Raw genomic sequence first — 25,491 nt, 5'->3', positions numbered from 1 at the left:
GCCGCCCCTCTTTCCTTACGCCATATACCCGAGATTTCTGGAAATTTCTTTGGCCGCCTTGATCACCTTGTTTTTGATGGTTGCATGCTGATGCTTTAGAATCCGGTGCTTCGGGCCTACCAAAGAGATCGCGGCGATCACCTTTCCCGTATAATCGCGGATCGGAGCCGCAAAGGAGACGACGTCCTGTAAAAACTCGCAATCGCTGTAGCAAAATTCCGCCTGTTTGATTTCCATCAGTTCCTTTTTCAAGATATCAGGATCGGTGATCGTATTAGGCGTATACGCCTTCAGTTCTTGCTGCAGCAGCTTCACGATAGCCACGCGGTCTAAAAAAGCGTACAAAAGTTTACCGGAGCTGGTGCAATGAACCGGGTTGCGGCGTCCGACATAAGACAGGATACGTACCGGATGGGAGCACTCGATTTGCTCGGTATAGACGACCTCCTGGTTTTCCAATACGGCAATATGGGCCGCTTCTCCGGTTTCATTCACCAGATTGCGGAGAATCGGACGGGCTTCCTTATTAACCTCCAGGTTTGCAATGACAATGCTGTTTAGCGTAAGGATCCGTAAGCCCAGCCTGTATTTCTGGGTTTCGGGGTCTTTGGTGACGAAGCCCTCGCTCGCCAGCGTGCTTAACAATCGGCTAACGGTGCTTTTTCCAAGCTGAAGCTCATTCGCTAAATCGATCACCCGTTTTTCAGGCTCCTCGTTCGTAAAGCTATTCAAGATCCGCAGCGAATTTTTGACGGATGAAAGCGTAGATTCCCCTGCTGGTTTGTCAGGCATACAAATCCCCCACATGGCCTCATTCGTTTGTTGTTGCCTATACAAGAATACGGCACGAATTTTTTTGAAAACAAGTATAGCATGAGCGGAACGGCGAAAGGAAGGAGAAAAAAATAATAAAGCTCGTTGCATATAGAGGAACGGCGATGTTGATTGCAGAACCGGAAGTGAGTAATATTGAATCATAACCATTGTAAGTGCTTTCATCAAGGTAAATTTAGGGAGGGATCATATGTCTTTGGAAATGGCTATGTTAGCCGCGCACGTTCCAAGCATTTGTCATGAACCCAATACGCCTGACTTCCAACAGGATTTGGTTAAGGGACTCAAGCAGATGCGGGACCGCATCAAGGAGCTTAAGACGGATGTAGTTGTGCTGATGTCTTGTCACTTTCCGGCAACCTTTCATCACTACGTGGATGCAACCCCGAGGCATTCCGGAATCTTGACGGCGATGGAGTGCCCGGATCTTATCTCGGATGTGCCGTATGACTATCCAGGCGATGAGGAGTTGGCGCGCAAGCTGGTGGCTGCGGGCAAAGCGGCCGGTATTCCCATTCTGGAGATCAACGATCCGACTTATGTTTGGGATTACGGTACGGTTGTTCCGCTTCGTTACATGGTTCCGAACCAGGACATCTCCGTCATCAGTTTATCGGTGTGCTTGGCTTCCAGCCTGGAAGAATCGTATCAATGGGGCCTTCAAATCGGCAAAGTGCTGAGGGAAAGCGAGAAACGGGCGGTGTTCGTCAGCAGCGGCGCCTTGTCCCACAACCTGGTCCGGGGCCGTGAGCATATGCCGACCCGGTCGGAACAGGCGATGGATAACCAATTCATCGGCTATTTAATGAATGGAGATTACACCGCTGCCCGCGAAATGTTGACCCAATACGCGCGAATCGCTGGTGTTGAATCGGGAGGCCGCCATTTGGCCGCTTTGCTGGGTGTGCTGGATGATAAGCAGCGCGCGGAGTTCTGGGGCTACGGCCAATCTTCCGGCAGCGCCAACGCCATTATTTCGTTCGTATCTTAAATTATATAGATAGATGAGGAGAATTCGACATGCAGCAAACCAAGGTGAAACCAATCGATTGTTTACATTTTATTAACGGCCAATTTGTACCTTCGCTTGACGGGAAAACGTTCGACAATATCAATCCGGCGACGGAAGAGAAGCTGGGGACCGTTGCGGAAGGTGGAGCGGCCGAAATCGAACTGGCGGTCCAAGCCGCCCGTAAGGCGCTGAACGGTCCTTGGAAGAAGATGACCGCGAATGAACGCATCGCCATCCTGCGCAAGGTAGGCGATCTGATTCTGGAGCGGAAAGAGGAGCTTTCCGTACTGGAATCGCTGGATACCGGCAAACCGACCTGGTTGTCCGGCAGCATCGACATTCCGCGGGCGGCGTATAACTTCCACTTCTTCTCGGATTATATCCGCACGATTACGAACGAAGCGACCCAAATGGACGATGTGGCGATCAACTATGCCATCCGCCGTCCGGTCGGGGTTATCGGGCTCATTAACCCGTGGAACCTGCCTCTTCTCTTGATGACTTGGAAGCTGGCCCCTGCGCTTGCTGCCGGTAACACGGTCGTCATGAAGCCGGCGGAGCTTACGCCGATGACGGCGACGGTAATGGCCGAAATTTGTCGCGATGCGGGCGTGCCGGACGGCGTCGTGAATCTGGTGCATGGCTTCGGCCCGAATTCGGCGGGCGCGGCCTTGACCGAGCATCCGGATGTGAATGCAATCAGCTTTACCGGAGAAACGACGACAGGGAAAATCATCATGGCTGCCGCAGCCAAATCGTTGAAACGGTTGTCCTACGAGCTCGGAGGCAAAAATCCGAATGTCATCTTCGCCGATTCCAATCTGGATGAAGTGATCGAGACGACGCTCAAATCGAGCTTTATCAACCAAGGCGAGGTATGTTTGTGCGGCTCCAGAATTTATGTTGAACGTTCCGCCTATGAAGCGTTCCTGGATAAATTCGTTGCCAAAACGAAGGAGCTGGTCGTCGGCGATCCGTTCGACGCGAAGACGAAAGTCGGCGCCTTGATCAGCGAAGAGCACTATGAGCGCGTGACCGGCTATATTAAACTGGCCGTCGAAGAAGGCGGCACGATCCTGCACGGCGGCAAACGTCCGGCAGGCTTGGAGAAAGGCTACTACCTGGAGCCGACGATCATTACCGGGCTCACTCGCGACTGCCGCGTCGTCAAAGAAGAAATTTTCGGACCGGTCGTTACGGTCATTCCGTTTGATACGGAAGAAGAAGTGCTCGAGCAAATTAACGATACGCATTACGGGCTCAGCGCCTCCGTATGGACGAACGATTTGCGCCGGGCGCACCGGGTGGCCGGTCAGATCGAAGCCGGTATCGTCTGGGTGAACACGTGGTTCCTCCGCGATCTTCGCACGCCGTTCGGCGGTATGAAGCAAAGCGGCATCGGGCGCGAGGGAGGCGTACACAGCTTCGAGTTCTACTCCGAGTTAACCAATATTTGCATCAAACTCTAATCAGACAGGTGGTACAATCGAATGGATGGCAAATGGATCAACTATGCAGATCATTTGGAGCAGGCGGTCCGGCAAGGCAAGGGCGTAGATCCGCTTACTTCATTAGACCCCGATCTGACCATACAAGACGCTTACCAGGTGCAGCTTATCAATATCGATAAGAAAGTGAAGGCAGGCAGCGTCATCGTAGGGAAGAAGATCGGTCTGACTTCCTTGGCGATGCAACAGCTGCTGAAGGTGGATCAGCCCGATTACGGACATCTGCTGGACGATATGGTTGTGGAGAACGGCGGAGTCATTCCGTTCTCCCGCTTGCTCCAGCCGAGAGTCGAGGCGGAAATCGCGTTTGTGCTGAAACAAGATTTGATCGGCCCGCACGTAACGGCGCTGGATGTGCTGCTCGCAACCGATTACGTGCTGCCTGCGCTTGAAATTGTTGACAGCCGGGTGGCCGATTGGAAGATCAAGCTCCAGGATACGGTTGCGGATAACGCATCCTCCGGACTTTATGTCCTTGGGGGCAAACCGGTCAAGCCGGATGCCGTCGATCTGACTCTCGTAGGTTCGGTGCTGTATAAGAACGGCGAGATTATGAATACCGGCGTAGGCGCCGCGGCTCTCGGAGATCCTGCAGCGTGCGTGGCGTGGCTCGCCAACAAATTGTTCGAGTTCGGCATTACGCTGAAAGCCGGCGAAGTGATTTTGTCGGGCGCGTTGTCCGCAGCTGTTCATGCCAAGCCGGGAGATCATTTCCGCGCGCGGCTTGCCCACTTGGGCGAGGTCAGCGTAAGCTTCGAAGGTTAAAGCTATTTGGTTTCAGGACACATAATGAAGGGATGGTGCATGTCATGTCCAAGATAAAAGTCGCCGTGCTTGGTTCAGGCAACATCGGCACGGATTTAATGTATAAGCTTGAGCGGTCCGAAGTATTGGAAATGACGACGATGATCGGGATTGATCCGGCGTCGGATGGATTGGCTCGTGCGAAAGAACGGGGATACGTTGCCATTGAGAACGGTCTGCAGGGCTTTCTGGAAAGACCGGAGCTGGCGGATATCGTATTCGACGCCACTTCGGCTAAAGCCCACATTCGTCATGCGAAGGCGCTGCGAAACGCAGGGAAGCTGGCCATGGATTTGACGCCGGCCGCTGTAGGCGCGCTGGTCGTACCGACGGTCAACCTCAAGGAGCATATCGAAGCGGATAACGTCAATTTGGTCACCTGCGGCGGTCAAGCGACGATCCCGATCGTTCATGCTGTGAACCGGGTGTGTCCGGTGGAATATGCGGAAATTGTCGCGACCATTTCCAGCAAGAGCGCGGGTCCCGGCACCCGTGCCAACATCGACGAGTTTACGGAAACGACGGCCCACGGCATCGAAAGCATCGGTGGAGCGAAGAAGGGCAAGGCGATCATCATTCTGAACCCCGCCGAACCGCCGATTCTGATGCGCGATACCGTTTATGCCTTAGTCGACCCCGACAAGATGGACGAAGAGGCGATTAGCCGCTCGATCGAAGAGATGGTAGCCTCCATTCAATCGTACGTACCGGGGTACCGGCTTCGGACGGCTCCGATTTTTGACGGCAACAAAGTAACGGTGTTTCTCGAGGTGGAAGGGGCGGGCGACTACCTGCCTACCTATTCCGGTAATCTCGATATTATGACGGCAGCTGCGGTCAAAGTGGCGGAAGAAATCGCACGCCACCGTCTGGCCCAAACGACTAAGTAAGGAGGCGAGCTCGAAGATGACGACAGAACGCGATCTACTGATTACGGAAGTGGCCCTCCGCGACGGCAGCCATGCCATCGCCCATCAATATACGGTTGAGCAAGTCGCGAAGGTGGCCAAGGCGCTCGGCGAAGCGGGTGTCCCCTATATCGAAGTGTCCCACGGCGACGGCTTGGGCGGCTCTTCCCTGCAATACGGCTTGTCCCATACGAATGAAATGGAGCTAATTGAAGCGGCCGTCTCCGTCAGCGGCGACTCCAAAATCGCGGTGCTTGTATTACCGGGCATCGGTACGGTCCATGAATTGAAGGAAGCGGCCAAGCTTGGAGTCAAGATGGCCCGGATCGGAACGCATGTGACGGAAGCGGACGTTGCGGCGCAGCATCTGTCCAAGGCTAAAGAGCTGGGACTGGAAACGGTTGGCTTCCTGATGATGTCGCATATGGCGCCGGTCGACAAGCTTGTCGAGCAAGCCAAATTAATGGAAAGCTACGGTGCGGATGCGGTATACATGTTCGATTCCGCAGGGGCCTTGCTCCCGCATCAGGTCAAGGAAAGAGTTCGCGCGCTTCGTCAAAACCTGCAGGTGGACGTCGGCTTTCACGGCCATAACAATTTGTCTCTGGCCATGGCCAACACGCTGGCTGCGATCGAAGAAGGGGCCAAACGCATCGACGGCAGCATCCGCTGCCTGGGAGCCGGCGCAGGCAATACGCAAACGGAAGTGCTGATTGCCGTGCTTGAGCATATGGGCATCCGGACCGGGATCGATCTCTATAAAATTATGGACGTCGCAGAAGAAGTGATTGCGCCGATTTTGCAGGTTCCTCAAGAAATTACCCGCGATAATCTGGTGCTTGGCTACGCGGGCGTATACTCGAGCTTCCTGCTTCACGCACAGCGCGCGGCTAAACGGTTCAACATCGACTCGCGGGATGTGTTAATTGAATTGGGCAAGCGTAAAGTCGTTGGCGGTCAAGAAGATATGATCGTGGATGTGGCCGCAGAGCTGGCCAAACAACGCAACTAAACAAATTCGGGAGGACGAAGATGGATAAGACTGTTATCAAAGACCTCGCCCGCTTCCTGATTAATGCGGAAGTGGAGAAGAAAGAGGTGCTCAAGCTAACGAACGAGCATCCCGATTTGACCGTTGAAGCCGGTTATGCCATTCAAGAGCAATTGGTGCATATGAAGCTGGAAGAAGGCTACCGCATCGTAGGTCCGAAGATGGGGTTAACCAGCCAAGCGAAGATGAAGCAAATGAATGTGAACGAGCCTATTTACGGATATATTTTCGATTATATGGTAGTGAACGGTCAGGAGCTTGCCATAAGCGATCTCATTCACCCGAAGGTGGAGGCGGAGATTGCTTTCGTACTGGGCAAAGATATCGAGGGCCCCGGCATTACGGGAGCTCAAGTGCTCGCGGCTACGGACTACGTGCTGCCTGCGCTCGAGATCATCGACAGCCGTTACCAAAACTTCCAGTTTACGCTTCCCGATGTCATTGCAGACAACGCTTCTTCGTCCAGAGTTTTCTTTGGCAGCACGATTAAGCGTCCCGACAATCTGGAGCTGGACTTACTCGGTGTTACGTTGAGCATTAACGGACAAATCAAGGATCTTGGCGCAGGAGCCGCTGTCGTCGGGCATCCGGCGAACTCCGTCGCGATGCTGGCCAATATGCTCGCAAGAAAAGGGCTGAAGCTGAAAGCCGGACAAATTATTTTGAGCGGCGGAATAACGGGCGCCGTCATGCTGAATGTGGGCGACTCCGTTTCGGCCAAGTTCGATGGACTGGGTACCGTCGATTTTATTGTAAAAGAATAGCAAAGGAATGATCAGATATGCCGATTATTAACATCCAGATTCTGGAGGGCCGTCCGCCTGAAAAAGTGAAAAGCCTGATTGCCCGCGTGACCGATACGGTGTCCGAAGAGCTGGATGCCCCGAAAGAAAATATCCGGGTGCTCGTCACGGAAGTTCCGAAGACGCACTGGGGTATCGCCGGGGTTCCGGTATCGGAGAGACGGAAGTAAAACGTATCCATCAGCTTACCTGGAGGTCTTGAAGATGTACGATGTTCATACGCATTTTATCCCTCCCGACGTGCTGCGGTGGCTGCAAGAGAACAAGGCTTCGGTTAACGCCAGCTGGGTCAAGAAGGACCCGAACAAAGCCGAGTTCCTGAGCGTCAACGGAAACTGGGAATTCGAGCTGAAGGAAGCGTTCGTGAATCCGCTTCTATATTTGGAAGAGCAGGGGAAGCAAGGGGTTGTCCACTCCTTGGTTTCCCCGATCCCCCAGCTGTTTCTGTATGATTTCCCAGCGGACATCACCAAGGAGCTGGCTGCCGTTTATAACGATAGCTTGGCGGAGTGGGCGCGGAGCCATCCGGGCCGATTATCTGGACTGGCTACGCTGCCGATGAACGATCCGGAGGCGGCTGCCCGGGAATTGGAGCGGGCCATGGACGGCGGACTTCAGGGAGCCATCCTGGCCTCCTCCTGGTCCGGCCACCTGTTAAGCGAAGAGCGCTTCACTCCTTTCTGGGAAGCGGCCAACCGGCGGAAAGCCGTCGTATTCGTTCATCCCTTGTTGTGCAGCGATCCGCGATTAAGCAAACGGATGATGCCCAACCTGATCGGCGTACCGTGGGAAACGACCGTTAGCGCCACGGACCTGCTGCTGAGCGGGACGCTTGAACGTTACCCGGACGCCAAAGTACTGCTTGCGCACGGCGGAGGCTTTCTTCCTTACCAAATCGGAAGGCTGGCCAAAGGGTATGAGAAGTGGGGCGGGGCATTCGCCCACCTGCAGCAATCGCCGCAGGAGCAGATCCGGCGATTCTGGTATGATACGGTGCTCTGGAATCCCGATGGATTGAACTACTTGGTGGAATTGGTCGGAGAGGATCGGGTTGTGCCGGGCACGGATTATCCGTTCGACTTATGTGAGTGGCCTCCGGCAATCAACGGAGCGAAAGGTTTTCAATCCCTGATGAACAAATAATAACCGCTATCAAGGAGCAACAGGAGGTATTTATGCGTACTCAGGTTGGCATTATCGGAGCCGGTCCTGCCGGGCTGTTGCTCTCCCATCTGCTGTATTTGCAAGGCATCGAGTCCGTTATTATCGAGAGCCGGACCCGCGAGGAGATCGAGGGAACGATCCGTGCAGGCGTGCTCGAACAAGGTACAGTGGATCTCATGAATCAGATGGGCGTGGGCGTAAGAATGATGAAAGAAGGGCATTTTCACGAAGGATTTGAGCTGCGGTTCAACGGAACCGGGCATCGGGTCAATGTTCACGAGCTCACCGGGGGCAAGTATGTCACGGTTTATGCGCAGCACGAGGTCATTAAAGATTTGGTTGCGGCACGGCTTCAAGCAGGGGGCCAAATTTACTTCAATGTCGGAGACGTAAGTCTTCACGATGTGGATACAAGCGCGCCCAAAATACGATTCCGCCCGAATAAGGACGGCGAACTGCAAGAGATCGCATGCGATTATATTGCCGGCTGCGACGGGTTTCACGGCCCGAGCCGTCCGGCGATCCCGCAATCGGTCCGCAAGGAATATCAGAAGATCTATCCGTTCAGTTGGTTGGGCGTCCTTGTGGAAGCGCCTCCATCGTCGCATGAGCTCATCTATGCGAACCATGAACAGGGCTTTGCGCTGGTCAGCACCCGTTCCCCGCAAATTCAGCGGCTGTATCTTCAAGTCGACGCCAAAGACCATATCGACAACTGGTCCGACGACCGGATTTGGTCGGAGCTGCACACAAGGCTTGAGACGAAGGACGGGTTTAAGCTCATCGAAGGTCCGATTTTTCAAAAAGGCATCGTTTCGATGCGCAGCTTCGTTTGCGACCCGATGCAGTACGGAAGACTGTTCTTGGCCGGCGATGCCGCTCATATCGTGCCGCCGACAGGGGCTAAGGGGCTGAATCTCGCAGCGGCAGACGTGCAAGTGCTGGCGCGGGGGCTTGAAGCGTTTTACAAGGCTGGAAAGACGGATATCCTCAATCGGTATACGGAAATTTGCTTGCGGCGCATCTGGAAGGCGGAGCGCTTCTCTTGGTTCATGACCACGATGCTGCACCGGGACATAGGACATACACCATTCGAACGAGGTATTCAATTGGCCGAGCTGGATTACGTCACGTCTTCGCGTGCCGCATCGACCAGTCTCGCGGAAAATTATATCGGACTGCCTATGGAGTTTTAACGGGAGTCGCTTGAGCGTCCTTGATCTGGTCTACAGGATCAAGGCTGCTTTAGTTTGTGGACGTTACCCAATACAGAATAAAGGAGCTCCGACCGATGTCTGCACCGAAAATAAAATTCAGGGATATGCATGTTCCTGCAGATCAAGAAAGTCCGGAGGGCATGCAGATCGTATATGGCGATCAAAATGACGGCTATGCGTGTGTATATTTGCCCGATATCGAGTATGCTCAATACGAAGACCGCTCCTTAAAGATAAATATCGTCATGCCTTCCCGAGCAAAGGGGCCTTATCCGTTACTGGTGTATGTACAAGGATCGGGCTGGCTTCCTCAAAGTCTGTATATGGCTATTCCTCAATTGTCCGACTTCGCCCATCACGGGTATGTTGTGGCGAGTGTCGAATACCGGCATTCCCTCGAAGCAACGTTTCCTGCACAAATTCAAGACGTTAAGACAGCCATCCGCTATTTGAGGGCCAATGCCGACAAGTATCAGATTGACCCTGCACGGGTTGCCGTATGGGGAGATTCGTCGGGCGGACATCTATCCGCTTTAGTCGGCGTATGCGAAGGTTTTGCGGAGTTCGAATCGGACCGGTATACGGAGCAGTCCAGCGGAGTGAAAGCCGTCGTCGATTTCTACGGCCCTACGGATTTGCTGCAAATGAACAAGTATCCTTCCAAAGTGGACCATGATGCCGGGGACTCGCCTGAATCCTTGCTCATCGGCGGTCCTATTCAGGAGCATCCGGACAAAGTTTCGAGAGCGAATCCGATCACCTATATTTCCAGGGAAAAAGCGTTGCCGCCGTTCCTGATCATGCACGGAGACCAGGATGAGCTGGTTCCGTTTAATCAAAGCGTATTGCTGTACGAAGCGTTGAAAGAAGCGGGACAAGACGTCACGTTCTACAAAGTGAAAGGCGCCGGGCACGGCATCCGCTTCTGGACGCCTGACGTCCTAGAGATCGTCCGAAAATTTTTGACGGCATATGTATAACGAGAAAAGTATGCAGCTTCCATTTTCGTACGAGGTTGCTTGAAAGATAACGTATAGAAAGAGGTTTCCGTCATGAAAATGTTCGTCGTTTTTTTGCCGATGCTTGATGCAGAAAAAAGCCAGGTGCATAGAAATGAGCATTTGGCCTACCTTGCAGAGCAGCGTGCACAGGGGCACATATTCGCCAATGGCCGGTTTGCCGATGGCTGGGGAGGTATGGTCATTTATAAAGCCGAGGCGATAGAAGACGTGCGGACGTGGGCCGAGAACGATCCCTATGTGCGTTCCGGCGCACGCTCCTATGAAGTTCACGAGTGGGATATGGTGCAGTAGAAGTGAGCTGATGGTTGGGATAAAAAACATACGGGTGTTTCAACAGCAGGCCTGAATCTTATGATTCAGGCTTTTTTTTGTAGATTGCGCGCCTACCCAACCGGAATGCGGGAAAGTTGGAAGACCGTTCAGCAGGGAATTGCCATACGGACATGGAATAATTATGCGAGTGAGGGGATCGTTCCCATTCGGCATTCGACCGAAAAGAGAGAGTAAAATGTTTATTGAACATTCGTCTAAAAAACGTAATATATGAGAATAAGGGAGCATATCCAAGATTTACTCCTATTTTCCGCATATATACGCGTGGTTTGGTTGATTTTCAGTTGTTGAATGTAAACGGTTAATTGTGTATATTATGTATTGTAGACGGTTGAATTAAAAACATAATATTAAGAGGAGGCTATACCCTATGGCAACTGAAACGAAACAAGAAAGCTTGCTGACGCTAAAGAAGGAAGACGGCATCGCCGAAATTCATCTTCATATCAACAAAACGAACTCCTACAGCCTAGAGTTTTACAAAGCGCTTAACGCGGCTATCGACGATATCCGTTTCGATCCGAGCATCAAGGTTGCCGTCTTGATGAGCGACGTGCCGAATTTTTTCTCTGCGGGTGCGGACATTAACTTCCTGAAGGCGGCGGACCCGAAATTCAAAACGCAATTCTGTTTGTTCTGCAACGAAACATTGGATAAAATCGCGCGCTCGCCGCAAGTGTTCATCGCTTGTCTGGAAGGGCATACCGTTGGCGGCGGATTGGAGATGGCTCTCGGCTGCGACCTCCGGTTTATGGGCGACAAATCGGGTAAAATCGGATTGCCTGAAGTTACGCTGGGCGTTCTTGCCGGCACGGGCGGCACCCAACGTTTGGCCCGTCTGATCGGTCCTTCCCGCGCGCTTGATTTGAATATATCCGCCGATCTGCTGACGCCGCAGGAGGCGCTTGAGATCGGCTTGGTTAACAAAGTGTTCCCTCAGGAGCAAGCAAGGGAGCTGACGCTGGAATACGCCCGGAAGCTGGCGAACAGCGCCTCCTATGCCGTATCCAATATTAAGCTGTCGATTCAGAACGGCATCGAAATGCCGCTGAACGTTGCCATTCGTTACGAGGGCGAGCTGCAAAACCTGCTGTTCCGTTCGGAAGACGCCAAAGAAGGCTTGAGCGCATTCCTTGAGAAGCGTCAACCGAACTGGAAGGGACAATAACAGAGCCTATCTTGCGAAAAGTATGGTGGAGAGCGTACTTGCGCGGCAATATTTTTAGATGACAGACTAAAAAAAGAATATTGCCGCTCAACTTCAGATTGAAGGTGAGGATGCAATGGATACGTTGAAAGGAATGGGTTTGCCTTATAATGCCGCTTCTCGTTTTATAGACCGAAATGTGGAAAACGGGCTAGGACATAAAGTCGCCATCTACTTCCAGGATATCTCCATCACCTACGACGAGCTGCAGCAGGCGGTTCACCGGTTCGGCAATGCGCTGCTCCGATTGGGCATTACGATGGAAGACCGTGTGCTGCTCTTATGCGACGATGCGCCGGAATTCGTGGAAAGCTTCTTCGGGGCCGTGAAGGTCGGCGCCGTTCCTATTCCGGTCAACACGGCGATGGCTCCGGCAGATTACGAGTATTTTCTGAATAACAGCAGAGCCAAGGTCATTGTGGCCCATCAAAGCTTATGGTATCGAATCCGCGACATCCGGGATCGGTTGCGTTATGTCAAGCATGTAATCGTCATTCATGAAAGCGCTAACCATGAAGCTGACGTGATGGATTACCGTCAATTGACGAACGGAGAATCGACGAACTTGGAAGGGGCGCATACGACGCACAGCGATTCCGCCTTCTGGTTGTACAGCTCCGGAAGCACAGGCAATCCGAAAGGGATCATTCATTTGCAGCATGATATGGAGTATGCCTTTAACGCTTACGCCCGAAATGTGCTCCAATTGAACGAAAGCGATATCACGTTCTCGGCTTCCAAACTATATTTTGCTTACGGGTTAGGCAACGGCATGTATTTCCCGTTCGGCGCAGGCGCTTCGACCGTTCTGCTTAAGGGACGTCCGAAGCCCGATGTTGTGCTCGAAACGATCGAGAAATACAGGCCGACCGTGTTTTTTGGCGTTCCTACCTTATACGGATCGATGATCGATCTGACAGAACGTTCGCAGCGCAAATACGATCTCTCCTCGGTGCGAATCTGCATATCGGCCGGAGAAGCGCTGCCTGCGCAGTTCATGAAGAAATGGAAGCAGCTGTACGGCCTTGATATTTTGGACGGCATCGGTTCTTCGGAAGTGCTGCATATCTTTTTGTCCAATGGTATCGGGGATATTCGGCCAGGCAGCACCGGCAAGATCGTTCCCGGATACGATGCGAAAGTCGTGAACGAACTCGGGATGCCCGCATCGGCTATGGAGGTCGGCGACCTGCTCGTGAAGGGGGACAGCATCGCCCACGGGTATTGGAACCTGCATGAGGAGAACAAACGTAAGTTTATCGGAGAATGGCTGCATACCGGCGATAAATATTATATGGATGAGGATGGCTATTTCTGGTACTGCGGACGGTCGGACGACATGATCAAGGTGAATGGCATCTGGGTCTCCCCCGTTGAAATTGAAAACGCTTTAATCAAACATGAAACCGTTTTTGAGGTTGCCGTCGTAGGAGTGAAGCTGGAGGATGATCTTACGGTCTCGAAAGCTTATGTCGTACTGAAGGAGGGGATCGTTGCTCACGAAAGTTTGAAGTCCGAGCTGCAAGCTTTCGTCAAGAACGAGCTTGCCTCCTATAAATCCCCGAAGCTGATCGAGTTTGTGAATGAGCTTCCGAAGACACAGTCGGGTAAAATTCAGCGTTTTAAATTACGGACCGGATCTTAATCATCCTGAAGAGGGCCTTCGTCCATTTCTCGCCGGAAACGCCTTGAATTCGTAAACGAACTGGCATAATCTAGTATCAGTGATTGTAATTCGAAAAATGGTCGTATATAAGGAGAACCCAGCATGAAGCCCAGATCACTGATGTTTACGTTGTTCGGCGATTATGTTCAATATTACGGAGGGGAAATTTGGATTGGAAGCCTGATTAAGCTGATGGGTGAATTTGGCATTTCCGAGTCTTCCGTCCGCGGCGCGACGCTTCGCATGGTTCAGCAGGAGCTTTTTCAAGTTCGCAAAATGGGGCTGAACAGCTATTACCGGTTAACGGACAAGGGCAAGCGAAGAATCGAAGACGGGGTTAAGAAGGTGTATACGATAACGCCTCACAAGTGGGACGGCTATTGGCGCATTCTTACGTATTCCATGCCGGAGGAGAAGCGGGAGCTGAGAAATCAAGTCCGCAAGGAATTGGTCTGGACCGGGTTCGGCATGATATCCAACAGCACCTGGGTAAGCCCGAACCCGCTCGAGCGGCAGACGCTCGAAATGATCAAGACGTATCAATTGGAAGCCTACACGATGCTGTTTAGCGCAAGCACCGTCATGTCTCACAGCGACAGCGAAGTGGTGAAGCGCGGCTGGGATTTTGAAGCGATTGCGAACGAGTATGTTCCTTTCATCCAGAAATACCGGGAGAAATTCGCCGAGCTTCAGGCCCGGATATGGGACAATTCCTTGACGGACCGGGATTGCTTTATTGAGCGGACGGAGCTTGTTCATGAATACCGGAAGTTCCTTTTCCTGGATCCGCTCTTTCCTTCCGAGCTGCTGCCGGGCGATTGGACGGGAAATACGGCACGGGAATTGTTTCGAAGCGTTCACCAAATCGTATCGGTCGGGGCGGTTCGATATTTTGAATCCGTCATCGAGCAGGCCCCGGGGCATGAAGTTGTCGGCGACCGCGAACACGCGATTAATCCTTTTGTGGAAATGTAAGGCTCCGGATAGCCGAACAAGGCTGTTCGGATATGGGCAAAGTCCCCCTCTCGCTGGGATAGGGGGACTTTGCCATATAGGAGGAGGTTGTCACGTTGAAATGGAGAGCCAATCGTTATGAACTCATCGAAGTGTCGAAAGGCCAGCGGCCGGCCGATCTCTTTATCCAGGGCGGCACAGTCGTCAATGTGTATTCGGGCGAGCTGCTGCCGCAGAACGTTGCCGTGTATAAGGACCGGATCGCCTATGTCGGAGAGAGCTGCGCGATGGTCGGCGAGAACACGCGCGTGATCGATGCCGCAGGCCAATTCGTTTGCCCGGGTTTTATCGAAGTGCATGCCCATCCATGGGTCATCTATAATCCGGTCAGTCTGGCCGCTCAAAGCGTCTCGACCGGAACGACGACGATAGTGAACGACAATCTCTTTTTCTATTTGCATATGGGTGCACAGGGCTTTAAACGGATGGTGGAAGATTTGCGCGAATTGCCGGGCAACCAGCTCTGGCTTGCGCGTCTGGTTTCGCAGGCGGAATTCATCGGGGAGCGGGACTGGTTTAACCACGCTGACCTGCGGATGCTGCTGGATATGGAGGAGGTCGTCGGGACCGCGGAAGTTACGAGATGGCCTCTGCTGTATGAGGGCGACCCCTTTCTGATTGAAACGATTGAATACGCGAAGAAGCGTGGGAAATTGTCGGATGGACATACGGCAGGCTGCTCCTATGAGAAGTTGAATGCGATTGCAGCTTCCGGCATCAGTGCCTGCCACGAGGCGATCACCGCGCAGGAAACGCTGGACCGGTTAAGACTCGGGTTATGGACCAACCTGAGAAACAGCTCGCTTCGTCCCGATTTGGAAGAGCTGATTAAGGCGATTACGGAGGGGAAGGTCGACACGCACCGGCTGCTGATGACGACGGACGGCCCGCATCCCGCATTTATCCTGGAAGAAGGCTTCGTCAACGGCCTGGTGCGCAAAGCGGTCCGGCTCGGACTGCCGCCTGTCCAAGCGATACAATTGGTAACGGTCAATGCAGCTACCTTCCTGCGGCTGGATGAAGAAATCGGGGGCATTGCGCCTTCGCGGCGAGCGGACATTATCATTTTGCCGGATTTGGAGCAATTCGAGCCGAGCCTCGTCATTTCCGGCGGCGAGACGGTGTTCGAGGGAGGAAGTTTGCAGAAGGAGCTGCCGCACATCGACTGGAGCCGGTATAGGATCGGCCGATGCCTGGAGGTGGAGAAGTCCGTTCTGGCGAATCCGGATATATACCGCTTCCCTCATCCGAACCCGGATGTGCCTGTTCCCGTCATCGGCTTCCGGAGCACCGTCATTACGAAGGGGATGGAGACGACGCTTCCGTCCAAGGACGGGTATGCCGACATTGCCGGCAAAGACGGGCTGCTGCATGTGGCGTTGATCGATCGTTTCGGCAAGTGGAGAACGAACGGACTGATCGAAGGATTTGCCGACAAGCTGGAGGGGATGGCTTCCACGTACAACACCCCGACGGATTTGCTCGCGATCGGCAAAAACCCGGAAGCCATGGCTCGCGCCGCGGCAAGCGTTCATGAGATGGGCGGCGGCATCGCCATTGTACAGGACGGCAAGCTCGCGCTTGAGATTCCGCTGCCGGTCGGCGGCATGATGACGGATCATACGTCCTTTGCTCAAGCCGTCAACTACCAGAATGAATTGCTGGCCGCTTTGAAGAGGCTAGGCTATCCGTTTCATGACATTTTATACACGCTCTTGTTTTTGACCTGTGATTTTTTACCCGGTCTGCGTATTGTTCCTTTGGGGGTTTACGATGTGAAAAGCCATTCTGTACTTCGGCCGCCCGTTCCGCTCCAAGGTTAAGGACGAATGAATAAGAGGGAGAGAACCTGATGGAGATCCGTGAGATTCGGGAGGGATTATTCCGCCTTCCTATACCGGTGCCGTTCCCGATGAAGTTTGTGTACTGCTATTTGTTTCGAGACCGCAGGGGGTGGAGCATTGTCGATGCGGGGATGCAGCATGAGGAGGCCGTTCGAGCCTGGAAATCGGTATTCGACCGGCTGCGGATCGACCCGAAAGCGGTGCACAGCCTGTACGTGACGCATTTTCACCCGGATCATCTCGGTTTAGCGGGGCTGCTTCAAGATTGGACGGGAGCTCCCGTCTACATGAGCCCCCAGGAAATGACCATGGCGAAGCAGGTATGGTCACCCGGGAGCACCCAAGCCGAGGAGGTCAGGCAGATGTGCCTTTCGCACGGCATGCCGGATGAGCTGGCGGAGCAGGTTAAGGCGCAAATGAAAGTATTGTCCGGCGGGGTGCGGCTCCCCGTCATTACGCCGCTCGCGCAGCAAACGGTGCGGCTGGCCGACATGGACTGGGACATCCTCATTACCCCCGGGCATAGCGACGGGCATGTATGCTTGTACCAGCCCGAACATAAGCTGCTGTTTGCCGGCGACCACGTTTTGCACAAAATTACTCCGAATATCAGCCGATGGCCGAACGCCTCGCCCAATCCGCTGAAGCTGTACATCGAATCGTTAAACCGGCTGAAATCGCTGGACATTCAGCTGGCTTTAACGTCTCATGCGGACGTCATTCCAGATACGCGGCAGCGGATCGATGAAATATTGGCGCATCATGAAGGCCGTCTTGAACGTGTGCTTCAGCTCGCTTCCGGCGGCCGAACTGCATACGAAACGGCCCTGGTTTTGTTCGGGCACAGGGAATTAAACGCGCACCAATGGCGGTTTGCGCTCGCGGAAACGTTGGCGCATTTGGTGTATCTGGAGGATGCGGGACGCTTGTCCAGCGAGATCCGGGAGGGCAGGCATTATTACTACGGAAATGCGGGCCAGCTTTCCTGATCGGCTTCGCGAATAGGGACGACGGCAACCGTACACCGCGATACGCAAATCAGGTTCTCCTGCTCGTCGGTAATCCGGACATCCCATACCATCGAGGTGCGTCCTTTGTGCAAAGGAACCGCTGTGGCGGTTACCGTGCCGTCTTTTTTGCTGCGGATGTGGTTGGCGTTGATTTCCATTCCGAAGGCGGCGTGCGTACGCGAGTCGATATTGAGCAAGGCAGCGACCGAGGCGGCCGTTTCGGCCAGCGCGACCGAGGCTCCGCCGTGCAAAAATCCGAACAGCTGCCTTGTTTTTGCACTGACGGGCATACGCATGACGACCCGATCCGCGCTTAGTTCGGTGTAACGCATGTCCAGAGCTCCCAATAAAGTATGCTGCAGATGAGCGTTCAGCCGATTCGCCAATTCCGTTCGGGTCATTTCGTATTTTTGCAATAATTCGTCCGATACGACAAAATCGTGTGGGGATGCCATGAACGTGATGGACTCCTTCCGGGTTTTGAATGAACCTATATTATAGCATGATCTTGGCGCTTCCCCAAAGATCCCCGTTTCTGACGAACGGGGATCTTTTATTACATTTTTATCACGAACGTAAAATAAACGTATTGACTACAAGTTGGATCGTTGATATATTATGTATATGAAACGAAAGTGAAATAAACGTAATGGGGTGAATGTTATGGATCGTTCCGCTTTACTCAAAGAAAAAGTGAATGCCGGTTTTTTTGTTGAACGTATGGAGGATATGGATGAGGCGTATTTGCAAGCCTTAAAACAAACACTGCTTATTGTCGGCGATACGGAGCTGTTAAGCGTACCGCCCTTGTTGACCGTGTATGATCAAGCTCCTACGCTGAACCACAAAATTACGGCGCTGGCGATCATGCAGGATGAAATCGGACACGCGCATATCGCGTACCGCCTGCTGAAAGATCTTGGGGAAAATGTCGATTCCATCGTGTACGACCGGCCGGCCAACAAGTGGAAAAATCCGTACGCCTTCGATTTCGAGCTGGAAAATTGGGTGGAGCTCGGCATGTTCAACGCTTTGTTTGACCGCGCGGGCTATACGCTCCTCGGCGACGCTTTCGAGCATACCTCGTACGGACCGTGGAAGCGGGCGCTTGTGAAAGTGGATAAAGAGGAATTGTTCCATCTGCGCAATGGCGAAATCATTCTGAAGGCGGCCATGGACCATCCGGAGACGGCGGACCAGGTTCGCAGAGCGATGGATTGGATGTTCCTGATGGCGCTGGAGTTCTTCGGCGTTTCCGACGAATTGAAGAGCCGCTCCGCGCAGCTTGACTATAAGCTCAAAGGCAAGACGAACGACGGGCTTCGCCAAAAATGGTTGTCGACGGCCGTTCCGTTCCTGGAGTCAATCGGATTGAAGCCGCCGGCGCATTACGACGATGCGCAGCAGAAATACGTGCTGGACGTACCGTTCCCGTGCAAATTCGATGCTGACCAGAAGAAATGGCTGTACGATCAGCCGGATACCTGGGATAACGTGATTCAGCGCTTTAAGAACAGAGGCCCGCGCAATCAGGAATTTGTAAACCGCATTCAACGGGGGGCCCACGAACTGGAAGCGCTTCGCCAAGAGGTGGTCTGAGATGAGCGAGATTAGCCTGATCGAGAAACGCTGCTGGAATGCTCTATATGAAGTGATGGATCCGGAATTCCCGGTCAGTGTCGTCGATATGGGATTAATCTACGGGATTTCGGTTCAAGACGGCGAAGCGGAAGTTACGATGACCTATACCGCCGCCTCCTGTGCTTGTATGGAATGGATTGAGGGCGATATTCAAAAACGTTTGTTGAAGGAACCCGGAGTTGAACAAGTGCGCATGAATGTCGTTTGGAGCCCTCCTTGGACCGTAGATCGCCTTTCGGCGGCTGCTCGCGAGAAATTAAAAACGTGGGGGGTTAGCGCGCGATGAACAGCAGCAGCAAGCAGAAGAAGGAATACAACGTGTTTACCAGGATTAAACGCGGCGACGACTTGGTCATGGTCGGCACCGTTGCGGCCGAGACGGACCAGCTTGCGAAGGTATACGCGACCTTCGTGTATGACGAGGAAGATTGGGTGGAAATGTGCGTCGTTCCGAGAGAGGAAATAACTTGGATCCGACAGCCTGAAGGGCTTTTCGAAAAATGGGGTGACGGGCGATGACGAAAGGCAGAGACTCTTTTATTCACATCGTGGAGACGATCGCGGACAATAAGTTTGTACTGGGCGACCGATTGGTGGAAATCGGGGTCGGCGGGCCGAATTTGGAAGCAAGCCTGTCATCGATTGCGATGGCGCAAGGTGAACTCGGTCATGCGAGGTTGTTATATAATTGGGCCTTCGATCTGAAAGGCTTAACCGGAAAGAAGCAGGACGTTCGCGACCAGACGGGTAAAGCGTTCCGTTTCGCCGGGAACACGACCGATTGGATCGGATTAATTGCATCCGCTTACACGATCAACGTGAGCTTTAATTTGGTCCTTCAGGCGATGTTTGAAGCCGGTCACCCGGATATCGTCATGCGCATTCATAAGCTGCTGAGAGAGCAGGGCGATCATGTCGCCTACTGTAGAGGCTGGGCGGTTCAGCTGGCGAACGATACAGGGGCGGTACCGCGCAAGTTTCGTGAAGCGCTGCAGGAAAGAGTGGCCGAAGCGCGCGCATGGCTGGTCAAGCTGGAGGCGGATCAAGAGCTTTATGCAAGCGGTTACATGAAAGCGGGCACGGCGTTGACCGCCCGGTTCGATCAAATGATCGAGGCGGACGTGGCGCACAGGACGGCGGCCCATGGTTGACCGGGAAGAGAGATGCGCCGAACCGTTCTGCTGCTTCTGCGAATCCAAGGACGTCACGCTGATCGCGCCGTTCGGCACGGCCCAGCTCGTCCGCCAATATTATTGCAACGCATGTAAAAGCGTCTTTGAATTCGTTCGTTGGCAAGAGGAGCACCCGGACGAATCATAAGGAGTGAGGGACATGGTTATACGATCGGTTGGGGTCATCGGTTCCGGCACGATGGGGGCCGGTATCGCGCAGACGACGGCTCAGCACGGTTATCAGGTCGTTCTTTTCGATCGAAGCGAAGAAATCGTCAACAAGTCCAAGGCAGCCATAGACAGGCAAATCGACCGATTGGCGGAGAAGGGCAAATTGTCGGCCGAAGCGGCCGCAGATGTGAAGGGCGCCATCCGGACAACGGTGCGGCTCTCGGATATGCAGGAATGCCAGCTCGTGATCGAAGCGGTGCCCGAATCGATGGACATCAAGCGGGATGTGTTCCGGAAGCTCGACGAAAGCTGTCCCGGGGAAACGATATTGGCGTCGAATACGTCCTCGTTCTCGATCACGGCGATCGCAGCCGAAACGAGTCTTCCGGCTCGGGTGGCCGGCTTGCATTTCTTCAATCCGGCCCCGCTCATGCCGCTGGTCGAGGTGGTGAAGGGCATTCGAACGAGCGAGGAAACGATACGGGCGCTGCTTGAGTTCGCCGCGTCGATCGGGAAGTCTGCGGTATCTTGCGCGGACACGCCCGGCTTCATCGTCAATCGGGTGGCGCGCCCCTTCTACAACGAAGCGCTTCGCATTCTCGGGGACCGCATTGCCACGGCGGAGCAAATTGACCGCATTATGAAGCGGAGCGGGCAGTTCCGGATGGGGCCTTTTGAACTGCAGGACTTAATTGGGATCGATATCAACTTCTCCACGACCGTGTCGGTGTATGAAGCCTTTTACGGGGATCCGCGCTTCCGTCCCCATTACTATCAGCAGCGCATGGCGCAATCGGGCCGGCTGGGGAGAAAAACCGGAGAGGGGTATTATTCGTATGAGGGAACTCCCTAACGTTCTTATTCTGGGGAATAACTCCCTGGCAGCGGCATTACGCAAGCTTTGCTCCGATTCGGGACGCGTGCAGCTGTCGGACGGCAGCCGCCTTGAACGGGAGATGGACGTCATCGTGGAGACGACGAATGCCGATTTGGCGCAAAAGAGAGCAAATCTCGCATCGGCGGAAACCTATGCCGCAGGCGGGGATACGCTGATTCTTTCCACCGTGCTCGGGATCAGCGCGACCGAAAGCGCATCTTGGCTTCAAGATTCCACGCGGTTAGTCGGCTTCTCGGCGTTCGCTACGATCGAGAAGTCGGAGCTGGTTGAAATCGCTCCCGCCTTGCAGACGGAGGAATCGAAATTACGCCAGGCCGCCCGTTTTTTTGAAGCCTTGGGGAAACAAACCGAGACGGTGCAGGATGAGGTCGGCCTGGTTTATGCGCGGATCTTGTCCCTGATCATCAATGAAGCGGCCTTCGGGCTGATGGAAGGCATCGCATCGCCGCAGGACATCGACACGGCGATGCGACAAGGAACGAACTATCCGATGGGGCCGTTGGAATGGGCGGATACGGTCGGCGTGGATGATATTGTCGCCGTCCTGAACGGCCTTCACCGCGAAATCGGCGAAGACCGCTATCGTCCCGCGCCGCTGCTGCGGAAGCTTCTGTACGCGAAGCGGCTCGGCCTTCAAAGCGGCCGCGGATTTTACACTTACCCGGAAGAGAGGAAGTTTCCATCATGAGGGAAGCTGTCATTGTGGATGCCGTTCGAACGCCGATCGGCAAATACAACGGAACGTTGAAGGATACGCGGCCGGACGATCTGGCGGCTCACGTGATTCGCGAGCTGCTGAACCGCAGCCGGGTGGAGCCGGAACGGATTGAAGACGTGTTCTTCGGCTGCGCGAATCAGGCGGGTGAAGATAACCGGAACGTGGCCCGAATGGCGGTGCTGCTGGCCGGTCTCCCCTTATCGATACCCGGGGTTACCGTGAACAGACTGTGCGGATCGGGGCTGGAGGCCGTCAATCAGGCGGCGAACGCGATCAAAGCCGATATCGGGGACGTGTTTATTGCCGGCGGCACGGAGAGTATGACCCGAGCGCCTTATGTCATGCTCAAGCCGGAGCATTCCGGGGCTCGAGGCAACCAGACGCTCTATGATACGATGCTGGGCTGGCGGATTGTGAATCCGGTCATGGAAGAGAAATACCCGCCGATCACGCTCGGAGAGACGGCGGAGAATGTCGCAAGCAAATACGGGATCAGCCGCGAGGAACAGGACGCATTCGCCTTGACCAGCCAGCAGCGCGCCCAGCAGGCGATCCGCGAAGGAAAGTTCAAGGATGAGATCGTTCCGTTCCCGATCAAGCGCAAGGGCGACACGGTTCTGTTCGATACCGACGAGCATCCGCGGGCGGATGCGACGCTGGAGAAGCTGGCTGAATTAAAGCCCGCGTTCCGCAAGAACGGCACCGTAACGGCCGGCAATTCCTCCGGCATCAACGACGGAGCGAGCGCGCTTCTCGTGATGGAGAGACAGACGGCGGAACGGCTGGGCTTGCGGCCGATAGCCCGGATCGTGACTTCGGCGACGGCAGGCGTCCATCCCGATTACATGGGGGTGGGACCTATACCCGCCGTCCGCAAAGCGCTGCAGAAGGCGGGACTCACCGCGAACCAGATCGATCTGGTCGAATTGAACGAAGCTTTCGCCTCGCAGTCTTTAGCTTGCGTGAAGGAGCTCGGGCTTGATGCGGAGCGGGTCAATGTGAACGGCGGGGCTATCGCGCTCGGGCATCCTCTGGGATGCAGCGGCGCCCGGATCATGACGACGCTGGTGCACGAAATGAAACGGCGGGATTGCCGGTATGCCTTGGCTTCCATGTGTATCGGCGTCGGCCAGGGAATCGCCACAATTGTGGAAAAATGGGACTGAGGGGGTAGGTTCGATGAAGCAGCATTATCCTTTATTCATCAACGGTGAATTTGTGGAAAGCAGCAGCGGGGAAGTCATTGAAACGTTCAACCCTGCCACCGGCGAGGTGATCGGCACGGTCGCCAAAGCGAACCGGGAAGACGTGGATAAGGCGGTTGCCGCCGCGAGAGCGGCGTTCGAGCAAGGCAAATGGCCGAAAATGAATGCGGCTCGCCGAGCCAAGATCATGATTAAAATCGCGAGCATCATGACCGAGCGCCTGCCGGAATTAATTAAAGCGGAAGTGCTGAACAGCGGTAAAACGGTCAGCGCCGCCAAGGGGCAGATCGGTCAAGCGATAGAGGACTTCGAGTTTTACGCGGCTGCAGCCATGACGCAAAGCGGAGACGTCAATCAAGTGCCGAACGGATTTTTTAACTATACCGTGAAGGAACCGGTCGGCGTATGCGGACAAATCATTCCCTGGAACTATCCTTTGATGATGGCCGCCTGGAAAATTGCGCCTGCGCTGGCTACCGGTTGTACGGTCGTTCTGAAACCGGCCAGCCCTACCCCGATTACCGCTTACATGCTTGCGGAGATTTGCCAGGAGGCCGGCGTTCCTGCGGGTGTGGTCAACGTTATTACAGGCAGCGGTTCGGAAATCGGACCCTATATGACGGAGCACCCGGGCATCGACAAGATTGCGTTTACCGGCGAAACGGAAACGGGTAAAGACATTATGGCGCGCGCTTCGAAAACGATAAAACGGATCACGCTGGAGCTCGGCGGGAAATCGCCGAACATCGTGTTCGACGATTGCGATATCGACGGTGCGGTAGACGGCTCCTTATACGGAATCTTCTATAATACAGGCCAATCCTGTGAAGCGCGGTCCCGCTTGTTTGTACACGCGAACATTTATGACCGGTTCATGGAGAAGTTCATCGAGAAGGCGAAGCGCCTGCGCGTCGGCGATCCGTTCGCCGAAGGCGTGCATATGGGAGCGGTCATCTCGGCTAGCCATGAGCGGGTCATTGACGGGTATGTAAAACTTGCGGTCGAAGAAGGGGCGGAAGTGCTGCTCGGCGGCAAACGTCCGGAAGGGCCGGAATTCGAGAAGGGCCACTGGTACATGCCGACCGTCATCGGCAATGTCCGCAACGATATGCGCGTCGCGCAGGAGGAAATTTTCGGACCGGTCGTCGTCGTCATGAAGTTTCACGATGAGCAGGACGTCATCCGTCAGGCCAACGATACGATCTTCGGCCTCGGTTCGGCGATATGGACGAAGGACCACGGCAAAGCCCATCGCGTGGCAAGCGCAATCAAGGCGGGTATCGTGATGGTCAACTCACCAATTTCGGCATTTCCCGGCACTCCGTTCGGGGGCTATAAGCAGTCCGGCTTCGGGCGCGAGCTGGCTCTTGAAACGCTCAACTTGTATACCGAAACGAAAAGCGTCGTTTCTTACGTCGGGCCGAAGCCGCTTAATTTATTCGGACTCTAATCCATATAAGAAAAGAGGAACTGATCATGGGACAAAATTTAACGTTGACGAAAGAAAGCGGAATTGCCGAAATTCACCTTCATATCAACAAAACGAACTCTTACAGTCTGGACTTCTACAGAGAATTAAATGCCGCGATCGACGATATCCGCTTCGATCCTTCCATTAAAGTCGCGGTCCTGCTGAGCGATACGCCGAATTTCTTCTCGGCCGGCGCGGACATCAACTTCCTGAAAGCGGCCGATCCGAAGTTCAAAACGCAATTTTGCTTGTTCTGCAACGAAACGCTCGATAAAATCGCGCGCTCGCCGCAAGTGTTCATCGCCTGCCTCGAAGGGCATACGGTTGGCGGAGGTCTGGAGATGGCGCTCGGCTGCGACCTGCGCTTCATGGGCGACAAAGCCGGCAAGATCGGTTTGCCGGAAGTGACGCTCGGCGTGCTTGCCGGAACGGGCGGCACTCAGCGCCTTGCCCGCCTGATCGGGCCGTCGCGCGCGCTTGATCTGAACGTTTCGGCCGACCTGTTGACGCCGGAGGAAGCCCTTCATATCGGACTTGTCAATAAAGTGTTCCCGCAAGAACAGACGAGAGAGAAGACGCTGGAATATGCGCGTAAAATTGCAAACAGCGCCACGTACGCCGTTTCGAACATCAAGCTGTCGATCCAGAACGGGATCGAAATGCCGCTCAACGTTGCCATCCGATACGAGGGCGAGCTGCAAAACCTCTTGTTCCGTTCCGCCGATGCGAAGGAAGGCTTGGCGGCCTTCCTGGAGAAGCGCCAGCCGAACTGGCAAGGCCAATAACAGGAACCGCCGGTACGATCTGAATAAGCGCCG

Annotated in this window: 28 protein-coding genes; 26 read left to right on the top strand and 2 right to left on the bottom strand. The window is 54.2% G+C overall.

Annotated features, from left to right (window positions below):
• Nucleotides 1–15: 15 nt before the first annotated feature.
• Nucleotides 16–792 carry an IclR family transcriptional regulator gene (locus FKP33_RS08210; protein ID WP_141334468.1) on the bottom strand — a complete coding sequence of 259 codons (777 nt, stop codon included), beginning with the start codon at nt 790–792 and terminating at the stop codon, nt 16–18.
• 232 nt (nt 793–1,024) lie between these two features.
• On the opposite strand from FKP33_RS08210, the gene FKP33_RS08205 reads away from it, so the two are divergent.
• From FKP33_RS08205 to FKP33_RS08130, 16 genes are all read left to right on the top strand, one after another.
• Nucleotides 1,025–1,825: a DODA-type extradiol aromatic ring-opening family dioxygenase gene (locus FKP33_RS08205; RefSeq protein ID WP_054795660.1), complete on the top strand. Its 801-nt coding sequence runs from the start codon at nt 1,025–1,027 to the stop codon at nt 1,823–1,825.
• Nucleotides 1,826–1,854: 29 nt separating this feature from the next.
• Nucleotides 1,855–3,315, top strand: a complete 1,461-nt coding sequence (locus tag FKP33_RS08200) for an aldehyde dehydrogenase (RefSeq protein ID WP_054795661.1) — start codon at nt 1,855–1,857, stop codon at nt 3,313–3,315.
• Nucleotides 3,316–3,336: 21 nt separating this feature from the next.
• Nucleotides 3,337–4,119, top strand: coding sequence for a 2-keto-4-pentenoate hydratase (locus tag FKP33_RS08195; RefSeq protein WP_127607566.1), 783 nt, complete (start codon nt 3,337–3,339; stop codon nt 4,117–4,119).
• A 44-nt stretch (nt 4,120–4,163) separates the two neighbouring features.
• Entirely contained in the window at nt 4,164–5,048 is an 885-nt protein-coding gene (locus FKP33_RS08190; RefSeq protein ID WP_141334467.1) for an acetaldehyde dehydrogenase (acetylating), read from the top strand.
• A gap of 16 nt (nt 5,049–5,064) precedes the next feature.
• On the top strand, nt 5,065–6,078 hold the full coding sequence (dmpG, locus tag FKP33_RS08185) for a 4-hydroxy-2-oxovalerate aldolase (protein WP_054795663.1): 1,014 nt from the start codon (nt 5,065–5,067) through the stop codon (nt 6,076–6,078).
• A gap of 20 nt (nt 6,079–6,098) precedes the next feature.
• Nucleotides 6,099–6,881, top strand: coding sequence for a 2-keto-4-pentenoate hydratase (locus tag FKP33_RS08180; RefSeq protein WP_127607564.1), 783 nt, complete (start codon nt 6,099–6,101; stop codon nt 6,879–6,881).
• 17 nt (nt 6,882–6,898) lie between these two features.
• Entirely contained in the window at nt 6,899–7,090 is a 192-nt protein-coding gene (locus FKP33_RS08175; protein WP_127607562.1) for a 4-oxalocrotonate tautomerase, read from the top strand.
• 34 nt (nt 7,091–7,124) lie between these two features.
• A complete protein-coding gene (locus tag FKP33_RS08170) occupies nt 7,125–8,063 on the top strand; it encodes an amidohydrolase family protein (RefSeq protein WP_141334466.1) in 939 nt (312 codons plus the stop codon).
• Between the two features lie 32 nt (nt 8,064–8,095).
• On the top strand, nt 8,096–9,280 hold the full coding sequence (pobA, locus tag FKP33_RS08165; protein ID WP_141334465.1) for a 4-hydroxybenzoate 3-monooxygenase: 1,185 nt from the start codon (nt 8,096–8,098) through the stop codon (nt 9,278–9,280).
• Between the two features lie 95 nt (nt 9,281–9,375).
• Entirely contained in the window at nt 9,376–10,281 is a 906-nt protein-coding gene (locus FKP33_RS08160) for an alpha/beta hydrolase (RefSeq protein ID WP_141334464.1), read from the top strand.
• Between the two features lie 72 nt (nt 10,282–10,353).
• A complete protein-coding gene (locus FKP33_RS08155) occupies nt 10,354–10,614 on the top strand; it encodes a YciI family protein (RefSeq protein ID WP_127607557.1) in 261 nt (86 codons plus the stop codon).
• Nucleotides 10,615–11,026: 412 nt separating this feature from the next.
• Nucleotides 11,027–11,824: an enoyl-CoA hydratase/isomerase family protein gene (locus FKP33_RS08150; RefSeq protein WP_127607555.1), complete on the top strand. Its 798-nt coding sequence runs from the start codon at nt 11,027–11,029 to the stop codon at nt 11,822–11,824.
• A gap of 115 nt (nt 11,825–11,939) precedes the next feature.
• Nucleotides 11,940–13,508, top strand: a complete 1,569-nt coding sequence (locus FKP33_RS08145; RefSeq protein ID WP_141334463.1) for a benzoate-CoA ligase family protein — start codon at nt 11,940–11,942, stop codon at nt 13,506–13,508.
• Between the two features lie 123 nt (nt 13,509–13,631).
• A complete protein-coding gene (locus FKP33_RS08140; protein WP_054799011.1) occupies nt 13,632–14,504 on the top strand; it encodes a PaaX family transcriptional regulator in 873 nt (290 codons plus the stop codon).
• Between the two features lie 95 nt (nt 14,505–14,599).
• A complete protein-coding gene (locus tag FKP33_RS08135; RefSeq protein ID WP_141334462.1) occupies nt 14,600–16,366 on the top strand; it encodes an adenine deaminase C-terminal domain-containing protein in 1,767 nt (588 codons plus the stop codon).
• Between the two features lie 29 nt (nt 16,367–16,395).
• Entirely contained in the window at nt 16,396–17,376 is a 981-nt protein-coding gene (locus FKP33_RS08130; RefSeq protein ID WP_141334461.1) for an MBL fold metallo-hydrolase, read from the top strand.
• On the opposite strand, the gene FKP33_RS08125 is transcribed toward FKP33_RS08130, so the two are convergent.
• Nucleotides 17,349–17,798, bottom strand: coding sequence for a hotdog fold thioesterase (locus FKP33_RS08125; RefSeq protein WP_141334530.1), 450 nt, complete (start codon nt 17,796–17,798; stop codon nt 17,349–17,351). The two genes, FKP33_RS08130 and FKP33_RS08125, sit on opposite strands and share 28 nt — an antisense overlap.
• Before the next feature lie 262 nt (nt 17,799–18,060).
• Between FKP33_RS08125 and FKP33_RS08120 the strand changes: the two genes are divergently transcribed.
• The 10 genes from FKP33_RS08120 to FKP33_RS08080 are packed head-to-tail and all read left to right on the top strand — an operon-like array spanning nt 18,061 to nt 25,458.
• On the top strand, nt 18,061–18,996 hold the full coding sequence (locus FKP33_RS08120) for a Phenylacetic acid catabolic protein (protein ID WP_141334460.1): 936 nt from the start codon (nt 18,061–18,063) through the stop codon (nt 18,994–18,996).
• A 1-nt stretch (nt 18,997) separates the two neighbouring features.
• Nucleotides 18,998–19,324: a metal-sulfur cluster assembly factor gene (locus FKP33_RS08115; RefSeq protein WP_127607543.1), complete on the top strand. Its 327-nt coding sequence runs from the start codon at nt 18,998–19,000 to the stop codon at nt 19,322–19,324.
• Nucleotides 19,321–19,557, top strand: coding sequence for a hypothetical protein (locus FKP33_RS08110; protein WP_141334459.1), 237 nt, complete (start codon nt 19,321–19,323; stop codon nt 19,555–19,557). Before FKP33_RS08115 ends, FKP33_RS08110 begins: the two co-directional genes overlap by 4 nt.
• Nucleotides 19,554–20,189, top strand: a complete 636-nt coding sequence (locus FKP33_RS08105) for a Phenylacetic acid catabolic protein (protein WP_141334458.1) — start codon at nt 19,554–19,556, stop codon at nt 20,187–20,189. The genes FKP33_RS08110 and FKP33_RS08105 overlap by 4 nt, the downstream gene beginning before the upstream one ends.
• Nucleotides 20,182–20,358 carry a PaaD-like zinc ribbon domain-containing protein gene (locus FKP33_RS27050; protein WP_164751797.1) on the top strand — a complete coding sequence of 59 codons (177 nt, stop codon included), beginning with the start codon at nt 20,182–20,184 and terminating at the stop codon, nt 20,356–20,358. Before FKP33_RS08105 ends, FKP33_RS27050 begins: the two co-directional genes overlap by 8 nt.
• A gap of 12 nt (nt 20,359–20,370) precedes the next feature.
• On the top strand, nt 20,371–21,234 hold the full coding sequence (locus tag FKP33_RS08100; RefSeq protein WP_054795668.1) for a 3-hydroxyacyl-CoA dehydrogenase NAD-binding domain-containing protein: 864 nt from the start codon (nt 20,371–20,373) through the stop codon (nt 21,232–21,234).
• Nucleotides 21,218–21,967, top strand: a complete 750-nt coding sequence (locus FKP33_RS08095; protein ID WP_141334457.1) for a 3-hydroxyacyl-CoA dehydrogenase family protein — start codon at nt 21,218–21,220, stop codon at nt 21,965–21,967. The genes FKP33_RS08100 and FKP33_RS08095 overlap by 17 nt, the downstream gene beginning before the upstream one ends.
• Nucleotides 21,964–23,163 (top strand): thiolase family protein, encoded by a 1,200-nt coding sequence (locus FKP33_RS08090; protein ID WP_054799013.1) that lies wholly within the window; start codon nt 21,964–21,966, stop codon nt 23,161–23,163. Before FKP33_RS08095 ends, FKP33_RS08090 begins: the two co-directional genes overlap by 4 nt.
• A gap of 13 nt (nt 23,164–23,176) precedes the next feature.
• Nucleotides 23,177–24,652, top strand: coding sequence for an aldehyde dehydrogenase family protein (locus FKP33_RS08085; protein ID WP_127607537.1), 1,476 nt, complete (start codon nt 23,177–23,179; stop codon nt 24,650–24,652).
• Nucleotides 24,653–24,678: 26 nt separating this feature from the next.
• Complete coding sequence (locus FKP33_RS08080) at nt 24,679–25,458, top strand: enoyl-CoA hydratase/isomerase family protein (protein WP_054795669.1); 780 nt, start codon at nt 24,679–24,681, stop codon at nt 25,456–25,458.
• The last annotated feature ends 33 nt before the right edge of the window (nt 25,459–25,491 follow it).

This window comes from Paenibacillus sp. tmac-D7 (assembly GCF_006519665.1).
GTDB classification, from domain to species: Bacteria; Bacillota; Bacilli; order Paenibacillales; family NBRC-103111; genus Paenibacillus_G; species Paenibacillus_G validus.
Note: the sequence above shows the minus strand (reverse complement) of the source record. Positions and strands in the feature narration are given on the sequence as shown.